Source organism: Bradyrhizobium sp. CB1717 (genome assembly GCF_029714325.1).
Taxonomy (GTDB): domain Bacteria; phylum Pseudomonadota; class Alphaproteobacteria; order Rhizobiales; family Xanthobacteraceae; genus Bradyrhizobium.
Window position 1 is genome coordinate 2721866 of sequence record NZ_CP121666.1, and the last position, 13744, is coordinate 2735609.

At 65.0% G+C, this 13744-nt stretch carries 10 protein-coding genes; 7 read left to right on the forward strand and 3 right to left on the reverse strand.

All coding sequences use genetic code 11. The annotated features are described in order from the left end of the window. Nucleotides 1–10 precede the first annotated feature (10 nt). Complete coding sequence (locus QA649_RS12900; protein ID WP_283024510.1) at nt 11–1744, reverse strand: FAD-dependent oxidoreductase; 1734 nt, start codon at nt 1742–1744, stop codon at nt 11–13. Nucleotides 1745–1752: 8 nt separating this feature from the next. Then, nucleotides 1753–2967, reverse strand: a complete 1215-nt coding sequence (locus tag QA649_RS12905; protein ID WP_283024511.1) for an ABC transporter substrate-binding protein — start codon at nt 2965–2967, stop codon at nt 1753–1755. A 527-nt stretch (nt 2968–3494) separates the two neighbouring features. Here QA649_RS12905 and QA649_RS12910 point away from each other — a divergent pair. After that, nucleotides 3495–4793, forward strand: coding sequence for an MFS transporter (locus QA649_RS12910; protein ID WP_283024512.1), 1299 nt, complete (start codon nt 3495–3497; stop codon nt 4791–4793). 9 nt (nt 4794–4802) lie between these two features. On the opposite strand, the gene QA649_RS12915 is transcribed toward QA649_RS12910, so the two are convergent. Further along, entirely contained in the window at nt 4803–6215 is a 1413-nt protein-coding gene (locus tag QA649_RS12915; RefSeq protein WP_283024513.1) for a hypothetical protein, read from the reverse strand. Nucleotides 6216–6521: 306 nt separating this feature from the next. Here QA649_RS12915 and QA649_RS12920 point away from each other — a divergent pair, with 306 nt between their 5' ends. The 6 genes from QA649_RS12920 to QA649_RS12945 all read left to right on the forward strand — a co-directional run bounded on the left by QA649_RS12920 (nt 6522) and on the right by QA649_RS12945 (nt 13736). Beyond that, on the forward strand, nt 6522–7871 hold the full coding sequence (locus tag QA649_RS12920; RefSeq protein WP_283024514.1) for an extracellular solute-binding protein: 1350 nt from the start codon (nt 6522–6524) through the stop codon (nt 7869–7871). A gap of 77 nt (nt 7872–7948) precedes the next feature. Then, a complete protein-coding gene (locus tag QA649_RS12925) occupies nt 7949–8839 on the forward strand; it encodes an ABC transporter permease (RefSeq protein ID WP_283024515.1) in 891 nt (296 codons plus the stop codon). After that, nucleotides 8836–9726, forward strand: a complete 891-nt coding sequence (locus QA649_RS12930) for an ABC transporter permease subunit (RefSeq protein WP_283024516.1) — start codon at nt 8836–8838, stop codon at nt 9724–9726. The genes QA649_RS12925 and QA649_RS12930 overlap by 4 nt, the downstream gene beginning before the upstream one ends. 2 nt (nt 9727–9728) lie before the next feature. Then, the gene (locus QA649_RS12935; RefSeq protein ID WP_283024517.1) at nt 9729–10835 is read left to right on the forward strand and encodes an ABC transporter ATP-binding protein; all 1107 of its coding nucleotides are present in this window, start codon (nt 9729–9731) and stop codon (nt 10833–10835) included. Between the two features lie 19 nt (nt 10836–10854). Further along, on the forward strand, nt 10855–11346 hold the full coding sequence (locus tag QA649_RS12940; protein WP_283024518.1) for a (2Fe-2S)-binding protein: 492 nt from the start codon (nt 10855–10857) through the stop codon (nt 11344–11346). 2 nt (nt 11347–11348) lie between these two features. Next, entirely contained in the window at nt 11349–13736 is a 2388-nt protein-coding gene (locus tag QA649_RS12945) for a xanthine dehydrogenase family protein molybdopterin-binding subunit (protein ID WP_283024519.1), read from the forward strand. Nucleotides 13737–13744: the final 8 nt, after the last annotated feature.

A 13744-nucleotide genomic window follows, 5' to 3' on the forward strand; every position in this document is an offset into this window, starting at 1 on the left:
AGACGTTGGCTTACGCCGCGTTGCGCCTCGCGGCGCTCTCGGCGAGGTGACGGCCGGCAATGTAGCCGAAGGTCAGCGCCGGCCCAAGCGTGATGCCGGCGCCGGGATAATTGCCGCCCATGATGCTCGCCATGTCGTTGCCGGCGGCATAGAGGCCGGGAATCACCCGGCCTTCGCCATCGAGCGCCCGCGCGTTCTCGTCGGTGACGATGCCGGCATAGGTGCCGAGATCGCCGATCACCATTTTGACGGCGTAGAAGGGGCCGTTCTCGATCGGCGCGACGCAGGGGTTCGGGCCATGCAGCGCGTCGCCCTGATAGCGGTTATAGGCCTTTGAACCCTTGCCGAAGGCGGCATCATGCCCCAACGGCGCGGTCGCATTGAACTGCTTGACCGTCTCGGTGAACGCCTTCGCATCGATGCCGGCCTTTGCCGCCAGCGCCTCCAGCGTGTCGCCGCGCATGAGGTAACCGGTATTGAGGTGATGACCCAGCGGCATCGGGAAGGGCGGCACGCAGCCGAGACCGTATTTGCGCAGCGTCTGGTGATCGCAGACGAGGTACGCCGCGATCTCGTCGCCAGGCTTGGCGGCCTTGATCATTGCCTGGACGAAGTCGTGATAGGAATTGCCCTCGTTGGCAAAGCGCTTGCCGTCGCGCATCACCGCGATCACGCCGGGCTTGGCGCGGTCGATGAAGTGCGGCATCACGCCCTTCGATCCGTCCTTGCGCGTCGTCAGCGATACCGGCACCCAAGCTGCCGCGTTCGGAAGGCGGTCCTCGATGCGCCCCCCGGCGCTTTCCGCAAGGCGCAGGCCGTCGCCAGTGTTGCCGGTCGGGCCGGGCGAGAAATGCTCGTTGCCGGTCGGTGCGTGCGGGAACATCTTCTTGCGCCGTTCGACATCATGCGGGAAACCGCCGCAGGCGAGCACGACGCCTTGCCGCGCGCGAACGCGCACGTCGCGTCCTTCGCGCGAGACGATGGCGCCGGTGACAGTGCCGTTTTCGACCGTCAGCTCGCGCACCGGCGAGGACAGCCACATCGGAATCTTCAGATCCTGCGCCGATTTCGCCAGCCGTCCAGCCAGCGCATTGCCGTTGGTCAGCGTCATGCCGCGGCCGTAGCGGAGCACGTCCATCAGGTGCCGCGACAGCCGCTTTGCGACGTAAACCGCCGAAGTCAGCGACTTCGTCACGCGCATGAAATGGATGATCTCCTTGCCGCTTCCAAGCATCATGCCGAACACGGTGAGCTCCGGCAGGGGCATGCCGAGCGTCTTGATCTGGTCGCCGAGCTCGCGGCCGTCGAACGGGCGCGTCACCATGGAGCGCCCGCCCTGCGCGCCGCCCGGCGCTTCGGCATGATAGTCCGGAAACACCAGTGGCATGTCGAAGCGCAGCGCCGTCTTGGTGGTGAAGAAATCGACGGCCTCGGGGCCGGCGCTGAGGAAGGCGTCGACGCGCGCGGCGTCAAAATTGTTGCCGGCTTCGTGCCGCAAGTAAGTGCGCGCCTGCTCCGGTGTTTCCTCGATGCCATAGGCCTTCGCCAGCGAGGTGCCGGGAATCCACAGCCAGCCGCCGGAGCGAGCGGTGGTGCCGCCGAAGCGCGGCTCCTTCTCGACGATCAGAACGTCGAGGCCGCGGTGGCGTGCGGTGATCGCGGCCGACATGCCGGAGCAACCCGATCCGGCCACGAGCACGTCGCACTCGTAAGTCTCAACTGCGTTGTGCTCGTTGCCGGTCATCGCTCACCTCACTTCTTCAGGAGCGGACATTTGGACTCGGAGACCGGACGGAAGGCGTCCTCGCCCTTCACGGTCTTGACGATGTCCAGATAATCCCAGGGCTCCTTGGATTGCTCGGGCGTTTTCACCTTGGCGAGATACATGTCGCGGATGACGCGGCCGTCCTCGCGCAACTTGCCGCCGTGGACGAAGATATCCTCGATCGGCAGCTCGCGCATCTTGGCCATCACCTTGGCGGGATCGTCGGTCCCGGCGGCCTTGATGCCTTTCAGATAATGCAGCACCGAGCCGTACACGCCGGTATGGATCATGGTCGGCATTACCTTGGTGCGCTCGTAGAACTTCTTGGACCAGGCACGGGTTGCCTCGTCCATATTCCAGTACGCGGCCGTGGTCATGTAGGTGCCCTGCGCGGCCTTCAGCCCGATCGCATGCACGTCGGTGTCGAACATCAACAGGCCGACCAGCTTCTGGCCGCCTTGCACGAGCCCGAACTCGCCGGACTGCTTGATGGCGTTGTCGGTGTCCTGGCCGGCATTGGCGAAGGCGACGACGTCGGATTTCGAGCTCTGGGCCTGCAGCGCGAAGGAGGAGAAGTCGGCGGTGTTGGTCGGATGCTTCACGCCGCCGAGCACCTTGCCGCCCATCTCGTTGATGAAGCGCGTCGCGTCCTTCTCGAGCTGCTGGCCGAAGGCGTAATCCGCCGTGATGAAGTACCAGGATTTTCCGCCTTCCTTGATCACGGCGGAGGCCGTCACCTTCGACAGCGCGTAGGTGTCGTAGGTGAAGTGCACGGTGTTGGGGCTGCACAGCTCGTCCGTCAGCGAGCTCGCGCCGGGGCCGGAGAGCAGGGCGATCTTGTTGCGCTCGCGCACCATGTTGTGCACGGCGATCGCGATGCCGGAATTGGGGATGTCGACGACGGCGTCGACTTTACCGTTGTCGAACCAGCCGCGCACGATCTGCACGCCGACATCGGTCTTCATCTGGTGATCGGCGCTGATGATCTCGATCGGCTTGCCGAGCACCGTCGGCCCGAATTCCTCCACCGCCATCTTGGCGGCCTCGACCGATCCCGGCCCGGAATTGTCGCGGCCCCAGCTCGACAGGTCCGTCAGCACGCCGATCCGCACCGCATCGTCGGACATTTGCGCGGTAGCTGCGGTGGTCATGGCAGCCGAAGTCATGGCCGCGAGCATGGCGCCGGCCAGAAACACTCTCATCGTCGTTCCCTCGCTTTTTATGGGCCGCTTGGGGCGGCGGGTTTATGGGTTGGCGCTAAGTTAGATATTAGCGAATGAGTTTGTCAATGGCGAATAAGAGAATGGCATGGGTTCCACGGGGCCGGGGCTGAGAGCGGTGAGTTGGAATGTCGGCGCCCAATACGCGGTGTCGTCCTGGCGAAAGCCAGGACCCACCGCAGGCTGTTGTTCGGACGCTTTGGCCACAGTGCGTGTTTGATAACGCTGACCGGGGTAATGGGTCCTGGCTTTCGCCAGGACGACGATGGTGAGGCGGGATGCACGTCTGCCTCAACACCGTCATTGCGAGCGCAGCGAAGCAATCCAGAAGTCCCTCCGCGGACGCAGTCTGGATTGCTTCGTCGCAAAAGCTCCTCGCAATGACGGGCGTTGACGCTGTTGTGCGCAACTGTCTCCCGCTGTGGTCATCGTCGACGGCGATGCGCGGACAAGTTGCAACCCTCCCTGCGTTTAGCCATGATGCCGTCTGGAATCTTTTGGGGCATGGCATGACGGCAGCAACGGGGGTCGCCGCGGCGACGGAGAGATCGACGACGGCGCATGTGGTGTGGGCGAGTGCGCTCGGCACCGCGATCGAATGGTACGATTTCCTGATCTACGGCACGGCCGCGGCACTCGTCTTCAACAAGCTGTTCTTTCCGAGCTTCGACCCGTTCGTCGGCACGCTGGTCGCGTTCTCGACCTATGCGGTCGGCTTCGTGGCGCGGCCGATCGGCGGGGCGATCATCGGGCATTACGGCGACCGGCTCGGCCGCAAGACCATGCTGGTTGCGACCATGATCGCGATGGGGCTCGGCACGTTCCTGATCGGCTGTCTGCCGACCTACAGCCAGATCGGCGTCTGGGCGCCGATCCTGCTGATCGCCTTGCGCTTCGTCCAGGGCATCGGGCTCGGCGGCGAGTGGAGCGGGGCGGTCGTGATGGTGATCGAGCATGCCGGCAACCGCCGCGGCTTCTACGGCAGCCTGGTGCAGATCGGCTTTCCCGTCGGCGTCGCTGCCTCCACCGGCATCTTCGCCCTGATGACCAAGCTGCCCGAAGCCGACTTTCTGAGCTGGGGCTGGCGCGTGCCGTTCCTGATCAGCATCCTCCTGGTCGGCATCGGCTTCGTCGTTCGCTTGAGGCTTGCGGAGACGCCGCATTTCAAGGAAGTCGTCGAGCGCAAGGAGGTGCTGGCGCAGCCGGTGCTGGAAGTGCTGCGACGCGACTGGCGCAGCTTCCTGCTGGCGATCGGCATCACGGTGTCGGAGGTGGGGCTCGCCTATCTCCTCACCGTCTTCACGGTGGTCTACGCCACGACCAAGCTCGGCCTCCCGCGGCAGGTGATCCTGGATGCCGTGGTCTATGCCGCGATCGTCGAGTTCGCGACGCTGCCGCTCGCCGGCTGGCTGTCCGATATTTTCGGCCGAAGGGCGCTGTATCTGGCCGGCGGCGTATTCTCGGTGGCGCTGGCGTTCCCGCTGTTCTGGTTCCTCGACACAAAAGAACCCGCGCTGATCACGCTCGCGCTCGTCGTCACGATGACGCTGACGCATGCGCTGCTGTTCGGACCGAAGGCGGCATTCATGCCGGAACTGTTCCGCACCCAGGTGCGCTACAGCGGCGCCTCGCTCGGCGCCAATGTCGCAGCCGCGCTGAGCGGCGGCTTCTCGCCGTTGATCGCAACCGCGCTGCTGGCGTGGGCCGGATCGTACTGGGCCGTGTCGGTGTACATCATCGGGCTCTCTATCATCACGATCATCGCGACCCTGCTGGCGCCGGAGACGGCGCGCGACGATCTGAAATAGCAGCTAGCGTCAGCGACAGGCCGCGGCGTCCGGCATCACCAGGAAGGTGATGCTGGCCGGCGGCAGGCGGAGCCGGCCCGCAGGCGCGGTGCGCGCCGCAAGGCGCGGCAGGTCGTCGTTGGCGGTCAATTCCATGGGCTCGCCATTCAACCGGACGGTCGCGCTTTGCAGGCGATCAGCCTGCAGCGTGTAGCGCTCGGCAGGGCCTGCCAGCGTCACGAGGTGCGGTGCGTTCCGGGACGTGTTGATGAGAAGCACGGACGCGGCGCCCTTCGTCGCGGGATGACAATGCGCGTAGATGTGAAAACCGGGCATCGAGGTCGTTCCTGCCTCGAGCACGGTCGTGCCCATCAGGCGCCGCCACAGCAGGGCGGCCCAATAGTTCGGCCGTGGACGAAACGATCCTTCGTCGAGCAGGCCATAGTCGCTGGCCGCCAGCGTGTTGTGCATCACCACCTGCACGCCGGCTCGCGCCAGACGACCGAGCTGGTCGAGATAGCGGAACGTGTCGAGGAAGGTCGCATCCCAAGGATTGCCGCCGCAGGCGGCGTCCGCCGTTTCCGTCAACCAGATCGGCTTGCCCGGCTCGAACGCGTCGCGCAGCGCGCGGTACGTGGCGAGCGTGGCGTCCGTGCGGGCCAGCCACTCGTCCGACAGCGCTTGCAACGGATCGTCATGGACACCGCAGCGGGGCGAGAGCGTGCCGTAGTGATGGTAGGAGAAGCGATCAAGGCCCGGTCCCATTGCTGCGAGCAGATCGCGCGTTCGGATGCCGCCGGCTGACGGAGATGGAGAGTCGCCGACGGAGCCCGGGCCGAGGATCAACGTCTCCGGCGACGACCGCCGGATCCACGTGCGAAAGATCTTGAAGTCGCGGCCATACGCGTCCGCGTCATATCCCGGCGGCGCGCCGTTCGCCGCAAGCGTCGGCTCGTTCATGAACTCGGCGGCGGCGATGCGGCCGCCGAGTGAGCGCGTGGCATCGATGAGGCGCTGCGCCTGGTCCGGCATCCACACGCCATTTGCATCGCGGCTGCCGGGGCTGATGGCGAAGGACGTCACGATCTCCGCATCGGCCGCGCGGGCGAAGTCGACGACGCCGCGCCACTGCGCGCGGCTGAGCACGGTGTTGAAGCCAGGAGGCGCTGCGGACGGCGCGGTCTCGGTGTCCGCGACATAGGTCGCGTTTGCCCAGGTGCCGCTGACGCGGATATAGGCCGGCGACAGCGCCGCCGCGAGCTTGCGAAGGCGCGGGTTGGCGAGATCAATCGGAGGCCTGTCGCTATAGCGATCGTGCTGCATCCCGCCTTGCGCGTAAGGCTTCCAGAAACGCCCGCCCGTCACCTCCACCATCTCGACGTTGTAGGATTGGAAGCGCGCATCGACCGTGCCGATCGCTTTCATGCGCGACGGTGCGATCACGATTTCGCTCGCGCACGCTGCGCGACCTGTCGCCGCGACGAGCAATGCGGCACCGATCATGCTGACGATGCGGAGGTTGCCGCATCGTCCGATCGCCGGCCTTGTATGCACGTCCTGATGCCTTCTTATGCGCGCTGCCAAAAGCAGATGCAGCGGTCCGATCCATTAGCCGCGTTTATATCGCGAATTTTTACTTCCAATTTTACTTCGCAAAAACTCAGCCATAGCCTCACGCGCAACTGATCACATCCGCAGCCGATCAGTGGCGATCGGGGCGAGCGTTCATCGTAACCAATGAGGGTTGCCATGTCTGACAGGATTAAGGGGACATCCACTTCCGATCCGGCGGGAACGGAAGCGGGACTCGCGAAAAAGCTGAGCCGGCGCACACTGTTGAAGGGGGCGGCCGCAGTTGCGGGCGCAGCCGCGGGGTCGGACGCGATCTGCGGATTCCCGACCATCTGGGCTCAGGAGATCAAGGACATCGAGCTGCGCCATGTCGGCGTGTCCTATTCGGTGGTGAAGGCGATCGGCGACCAGGCGGCCAAGGATCTCGGCTTCAAGGTGACGATGCAGAACCTCGACACCTCCGCCGCCATCAACCGCTTCATAAGCCAGCCTAATACGGTCGATATCGCCGATCTCGAGGGCTGGCAGGCGAAACTCGCCGCCAAGCGCGGCGTGATCCAGGGCATCGAGGTCAAGAAGGTCAAGGAGTTCGACAACATCCTGCCGATCTTCACCAAGGGCGAGATCGACGGCCACAAGATACCGCGCCAGGGTATCTCGCCCTATGAAGCCATGTACATCGCCAAGCCCGATGCGACCGATCTCAACGACGGCGTCACCGAATGGGCGACCTTCCTGCCGCAGGTCTACAACGCCGACTCCATCGGCTACCGCCCCGACCTGGTCGGCCATGAAGTGACCGAGTGGAAGGACCTGATCGATCCCAAATTCAAGGGCAAGGCCGCGATCCTCGACGTGCCCGCGATCGGCATCATGGACGCCGCGCTCTGCTTCGAAAGCGCCGGGCTGATCAAGTACGGCAACAAGGGCAACATGACCAAGGAGGAGATCGATTTCACCTGCAACAAGCTGATCGAGCTGAAGAAGCAGGGCCAGTTCCGCGCAACCTGGACCACCTTCGACCAATCGGTGCAGCTGATGGCGGCGGGCGAGGTGGTGATCCAGTCGATGTGGTCGCCGGCGGTCGCCGCGGTCCGCGTGAAAGAGATTCCCTGCGTTTATGCGCCGGTGAACGTCAAGAACGGCAAGGAAGGCTACCGCGGCTGGTGCAACGGCATGGGCCTGATGAAGCATCTGTCCGGCAAGAAGCTGGATGCCGCCTATGAATATCTCAACTGGTACCTCTCGGGCTGGCAGGGCGGCTTCGTCGCGCGCTACGGCTATTACAGCCCGGTGCCCTCGACCGCGAAGAAATTCCTCACCCCCGCGGAATGGGCGTTCTGGTACGAGGGCCAGCCCGCGCCGGAGGTCGTGAACGATCCCTATGGTGTCGCGATGGAGAAGGCCGGCACCAAGCGCGACGGCGGCTCGTTCCTCGACCGCGTCAAGAACATCTCGTGCTGGAACACGCTGATGGACGAGGCCGCCTACATGAACAAGCGCTGGAACGACTTCAAGGTGGCCTGAAACCTGCTTTCCCTGACGACAGGCGCCGGCGCGGCGACGCGCCGGCGGATGAGATCGACGTCGAGGCGTTCGCTGACATGCAGCCAAGTCCAGCTCAGAGTCCAACTCCATCGCGATCCAACCTGGTCGGCTGGCTCTATGTCTCGCCGCTGGTCCTGGTGCTCGTGCCGTTCTTCGTGGGGCCGATCCTGGTGGTGCTGGCGGCGAGCTTCTTCGCCACCGACGGCTTTGGCGGGCTGACGCCGGGCTTCACGCTGGCGAGCTATGTCGAGGTGCTGCACTCAGCGCTGACGCTGAAGCTGTATCTGGCGACGATCAAGTTCACGGTGCTGACCTGGATCTTCACGCTGATCATCGGCTTCTTCGTCGCATATTTTCTGGTGTTTCACGTTCGCAACCAGTTGCTCGCCATCGGCCTGTTCCTCCTTTGCACGGTGCCGTTCTGGACCTCGAACATCATCCGGATGATTTCCTGGATCCCGCTGCTCGGCAAGGAAGGCCTGATCAACCAGGCGCTCCTGGCGACCGGCGCGATCCGTCAGCCGCTCGAGGTGCTGCTGTTCTCCGACCTCGCGGTTGTGATTGCCTATGTCCACCAGCTCACGATCTTCATGATCGTGCCGATCTTCAACTCCATGGCGCGGATCGACAAGAAGCTGATCGAGGCCGCGATCGACGCCGGCGCCAGCCGTTTCGACATCATGCGCCTGATCGTGGTGCCGATGTCCAAGAGCGGCATCGCGCTCGGCACCATCTTCGTGATCTCGATCGTGATGGGCGACTTCTTCGTGGTCAAGGTGATGTCCGGCGGCGGCTCGGCCTCGGTGGTCAGCGCCTTCTACGAGGACGTCGGTGTGCTGCAATATCCGACGGCGGCGGCCAGCGCCGTGCTGCTGACCTTGGTGCTGGTCGCGATCGTCTCGCTGATCCTGCGCACCGTCGATATCCGGCAGGAGATCACGCGATGAGCGCGGTTCTCGCTGAGATGCCGGAGACGATTGCGCCCGCAACCGGCAAGGCGATCGCGCCGAGCAAGGGCGGCAGGCCCTGGACGTTCTACGTGCTGGCGACACTGTTTGCGGCTTACGTGCTCGCGCTCTACGGCCCGATGTTCTGCATCTACATCCTGTCGTTCCAGGACATTCGCGGCGGCCTCGTCTTCCCGATGAAGGGCCAGTCGATGCACTGGTTCGTCGATCTCTTCACCCAGGTGCGGACCGGCGACGTCCAGGGCTCGTTCGACCGTTCGATCAAGCTCGCCGTGATCGTCACCGTCATCACGGTGGTGGTGTCGTTCCTCGCCGGCCTCGGCTTCCGCAGGCGTTTCCGCGGCGACACCGTCGTCTTCTACATGATGATCGGCAGCCTGGTTGCGCCCGGCCTGGTGCTCGGCCTCGGCACGGGGCTCCTGTTCCAGGCGCTCGGGCTGAATGCCAGCTGGTATACCTCGGCGCTGGGCGCGCAGCTGTCCTGGACACTGCCGTTCGGCGTGCTGGTGATGTTCGCGGTGATGTCGCGCTTCAACCATGTCTGGGAGGAGGCGGCCTACGATCTCGGCGCCAGCCGCTGGCAATCGATCCGGCTGGTGATGATCCCGGTGCTCGCGCCGGGCCTCGTCGCGGTCGCGCTGTTCGGCTTCACGCTGTCCTATGACGAGTTCGCGCGCAGCCTGCAGACCGCGGGCTCGCTGAACACGCTGCCGCTGGAGATCTGGAGCATGACGCTGAACGTCACCTCGCCCTCGCTCTACGCGCTCGGCACGGTGACCACCATCGTCTCCTTCTTCGTCATCGGCGCCAGCCTCGGCACCATCGTGTTGATTCAGAAGAAGCGCGGCACCCGCACAAAGGGTTAGGAATGAAGAACGATCGCGGCGATATCGAACTGGCAGGCGTCTGCAAAAGCTTTGACGGCGTGACCAATGTGGTCGACGGCGTCAACCTCAAGATCGCAGACGGCGCCTATTGCTGCTTCATCGGCCCCTCCGGCTGCGGCAAGACCACGATCCTGCGCATGATCGCGGGCCATGAGGATCCGACCGCAGGCGAGATCGTGATCGGCGGGCAGAACGTCGTCGGGCTCGCGCCGGTGCAGCGCCGCACCGCGATGATGTTCCAGTCCTATGCGCTGTTCCCGCATCTGACCGTGCGCGAGAACATCGCCTTCGCCTTGCGCGTGCGCGGCATGTCCAAGGCCGATCGGCTGCGGTCTGCCGACGCCATGATCGAGAAGGTGCGGTTGACGCAATTCGCCGGCCGCCTGCCGGCCCAGCTCTCAGGCGGCCAGCAGCAGCGCGTGGCGTTGGCGCGTGCCGCGATCACCGAGCCGCGCGTGCTGCTGCTCGACGAGCCGCTGTCGGCGCTCGACGAGCAGCTCCGCGTCCAGATGCGCCAGGAGCTCCGGCGGATGCAGCAGGAGCTCGGCATCACCTTCATCCACGTCACCCACACCCAGCTCGAGGCGATCGCGCTTGCCGACCTCGTCGTGGTGATGGAGCAGGGCAGGATCAAGCAGGCGGGCCCGGCGCGCGAGGTCTACGCCCATCCGCACGACCGCTACGTTGCCGAATTCATGGGTGGGCAGAACGTACTGTCCGGCCGCGTCGAGAAGGTCAACGGCGCGAGCTTTACGCTCGCACAGGCCGCGCCCTCTGGGATCGAGGTGCCGCTACAGGCCCGTCCGACCGTCAGCGTCGGCGACAAGGTCGATATCGCTGTGCGCCGCGACGATGTTGCGCTGGTGAGACCCGGCAAGGAGCTGCCGCCCGGTTGCACCACATCGCTGCGGAGCCGCGTGCTCGCGATCGAATACCAGGGCTATTTCGTCAAGGTCATGCTCGACACCGTGCCGGACGACGAGTTCGTGGCCTATGTCCCGGAAAAGACCTTCTTCGCAGATCCCTTCACCGTCGGCGATGTCGTGATGGCCACATGGGCCACCGGCAGCGCCCTTCCACTCGCCTAGACCCGTCGCGCACAGGAGTATGACCGTGCAGATATCCTTCACCCTCAACGGACGGCCAACCACCGTGGACGTCGAGCCGGCAACGCTCGTCGCCGAGCTCCTGCGCGAGCAGCTCAACCTCACCGGCACCCATATCGGCTGCGATACCAGCCAGTGCGGCGCCTGCGTGGTGCACCTCGACGGTCTTCCCGTGAAGAGCTGCACCTTGCTCGCGCCCGCGCTCGATGGCGCGAGCCTGCTCACCATCGAAGGTCTCCAAGGCGCGCCGGGCTCGAACCGGATGCATCCGATGCAGGAAGCCTTTCGCGAGCATCACGGCCTGCAATGCGGCTTCTGCACGCCGGGCATGCTGATGACGGCCGTGGCTCTCGCGGCCGAGAAGCCGGACCTGACGGAGGCCGACGTCCGTCACGGCCTCGAAGGCAATATCTGCCGCTGCACCGGCTACCAGAACATCGTCGTCTCGGTCATGGCCGGCGCGGCCGCCATGCACGCCGCCAAGGGAGAGTGATCATGGGCAATGTGATCGGCATCGGCGCCGCACCGAAGCGGAAGGAGGACCAGCGCTTCCTCACCGGCCGCGGCAATTACGTCTCCGACATCAAGCGTCCGGGCATGACGGCCGGTGTGTTCGTGCGCTCGCCACATGGCCACGCGGTGCTGCGCGGCATCGACAAGAGCGCGGCGCTGGCCTCGCCCGGCGTCATCGCCGTGCTGACCGGCGACGATGTCGCCGACGACGGGTTGGGGTCGCTGCCCTGCGGCTGGGGCATCACCGATGCCAAGGGCGTGCCGATGAAGGAGCCGCCGTTCCCGATGCTGGCGCAGGACAAGGTGCGCTTCGTCGGCGACATGGTGGCCTTCGTCATCGCCGAAACGCCGGAACAGGCGAATGCGGGTGTCGAGCTCCTGAAGATCGACTACGATGTGCTGCCCTCCGTGGTCGGCGTGCTCGAGGCGATCAGGCCGGGCGCACCGCAACTGTTCGACGACGTGCCGAACAACATCTGCTGCGACTGGGAGCTCGGCGACAAGGCCGCGGTCGAAACCGCCTTCAAGAAAGCGGCGCATGTCGCGAAACTCAGCCTCGTCAACAACCGCCTGATCGGCAACCCCATGGAGCCGCGCGCGGCGATCGCCGAATACGAGCCGGGCACGGATCGCTTCACGCTGTGGACCACCAGCCAGTTCCCGCATGTCGTGCGCTTCCTGATGGGCGCGCTGGTGCTGAACATTCCCCAGCACAAGCTGCGGGTGGTCGCGCCCGATGTCGGCGGCGGCTTCGGCGTCAAGCAGTTCCACTACGGCGAGGAGGCCGTGATCACCTGGGCCGCCAGGCGGGTGATGCGGCCGGTGAAATGGGTCGCGAGTCGCTCGGAGGGTTACGTGTCCGATCGTCATGGCCGCGATCACGTCACCGAGGCCGAGCTCGCGCTCGACGAGACCGGAAAATTCCTCGCCTTTCGCGTCAACACGCTCGCTAATATGGGCGGCTATCTCTCGACCTTCGGGCCGAACATCCCGACCAATCTCTATGGTCCCTTGCTCGGCGGCGTCTACACCACGCCGGCGATCTACTGCAATGTGAAGGTGGTCTTCACCAACACCGTGCCGGTCGATGCCTATCGCGGCGCGGGCCGGCCCGAGGCGACCTTCGTGCTGGAGCGCATCGTCGATGTCGCAGCCAGCGAAATGGGGATCGACCGTGTCGAGCTCCGCCGCCGCAACATGATCCCGAAGGAGGCCTATCCCTATCAGACGCCGGTGCTGGTGCAGTACGATTCCGGCGATCCCATGGGTTGTCTCGACGGCGCGCTGGTCGCCGCCGACGTCAAGAACTTTGGCCTCCGCAAGGCTGCCTCCGCCAGCAAGGGCAAGTTCCGCGGGCTCGGCTACTCCACCTATGTCGAGGCCTGCGGCCTTGCGCCGTCGCGCTTCGCAGGACGGCTGGGGGCGCGCGGCGGTCTCTACGAGAGCGCCACGGTGCGTGTGCATCCGACCGGCCAGGTCACGGTGATGATCGGCACGCACAATCACGGCCAGGGCCACGAGACGACCTTCGCGCAGATCGTCTCGGACAAGTTAGGGGTCGCCTTCGAGAATGTCGACATCGTCTTTGGCGACACCGATCGGGTGCAGTTCGGCATGGGCACCTACGGCTCGCGCTCGTTGGTCGTCGGTGGCGCCGCGCTGTCGAAGGCGACCGACAAGGTGATCGTCAAGGGCAAGAAGATCGCCGCGCATCTGCTCGAAGCATCCGAGGCCGATATCCAGTTCGAGGCCGGAAAATTTTCCGTCGCGGGCACGGACCGCATCAAGACCTTCGAGGAGATCGCGGGCGCCGCCTACGTTCCGCACGACTATCCGCTCGAAGTGCTGGAGCCGGGGCTGGAGGAGCAGGCCTATTACGACCCCGTCAACTTCACCTATCCCGGCGGCTGCCACATCGCCGAGGTCGAGGTCGATCCCGAGACCGGCACGGTGACGCTGGTGAACTACACCGCGGTCGACGACGTCGGCACGGTCATCAACCCGATGATCGTCGAGGGGCAATTGCATGGCGGCATCGTGCAGGGCGTCGGCCAAGCGCTGTTCGAGAACGCAGTCTATGACGAAGGCTCCGGCCAGCTGCTGTCGGGCTCGCTGATGGACTACTGCATGCCGCGCGCCGATCATCTGCCGATGATGAAGGTCGCGACGCATTCGACGCTGTGCACGCACACGCCGATGGGTGTGAAGGGATGCGGCGAGGTCGGCACCATCGGCTCGCCCGCCGCCGTCATCAACGCGGTGGTCGATGCGCTGTCGCATCTCGGCGTCACCCATGTCGACATGCCGGCGACGCCGAACCGGATCTGGCGCCTGCTGCAGAACGCGTCGCTGCCCGTCGCGGCGGAATAGGGAGGACA

What these genes read in the sequence shown, in the direction of transcription:
- QA649_RS12910 (WP_283024512.1), top strand. Translation starts at nt 3,495, where the DNA reads ATGACGGCAGCAACGGGGGTCGCCGCGGCGACGGAGAGATCGACGACG.
- QA649_RS12930 (WP_283024516.1), top strand. Translation starts at nt 8,836, where the DNA reads ATGAGCGCGGTTCTCGCTGAGATGCCGGAGACGATTGCGCCCGCAACC.
- QA649_RS12945 (WP_283024519.1), top strand. Translation starts at nt 11,349, where the DNA reads ATGGGCAATGTGATCGGCATCGGCGCCGCACCGAAGCGGAAGGAGGAC.
- QA649_RS12940 (WP_283024518.1), top strand. Translation starts at nt 10,855, where the DNA reads ATGACCGTGCAGATATCCTTCACCCTCAACGGACGGCCAACCACCGTG.
- QA649_RS12900 (WP_283024510.1), bottom strand. Translation starts at nt 1,744, where the DNA reads ATGACCGGCAACGAGCACAACGCAGTTGAGACTTACGAGTGCGACGTG.
- QA649_RS12905 (WP_283024511.1), bottom strand. Translation starts at nt 2,967, where the DNA reads ATGAGAGTGTTTCTGGCCGGCGCCATGCTCGCGGCCATGACTTCGGCT.
- QA649_RS12920 (WP_283024514.1), top strand. Translation starts at nt 6,522, where the DNA reads ATGTCTGACAGGATTAAGGGGACATCCACTTCCGATCCGGCGGGAACG.
- QA649_RS12935 (WP_283024517.1), top strand. Translation starts at nt 9,729, where the DNA reads ATGAAGAACGATCGCGGCGATATCGAACTGGCAGGCGTCTGCAAAAGC.
- QA649_RS12925 (WP_283024515.1), top strand. Translation starts at nt 7,949, where the DNA reads ATGCAGCCAAGTCCAGCTCAGAGTCCAACTCCATCGCGATCCAACCTG.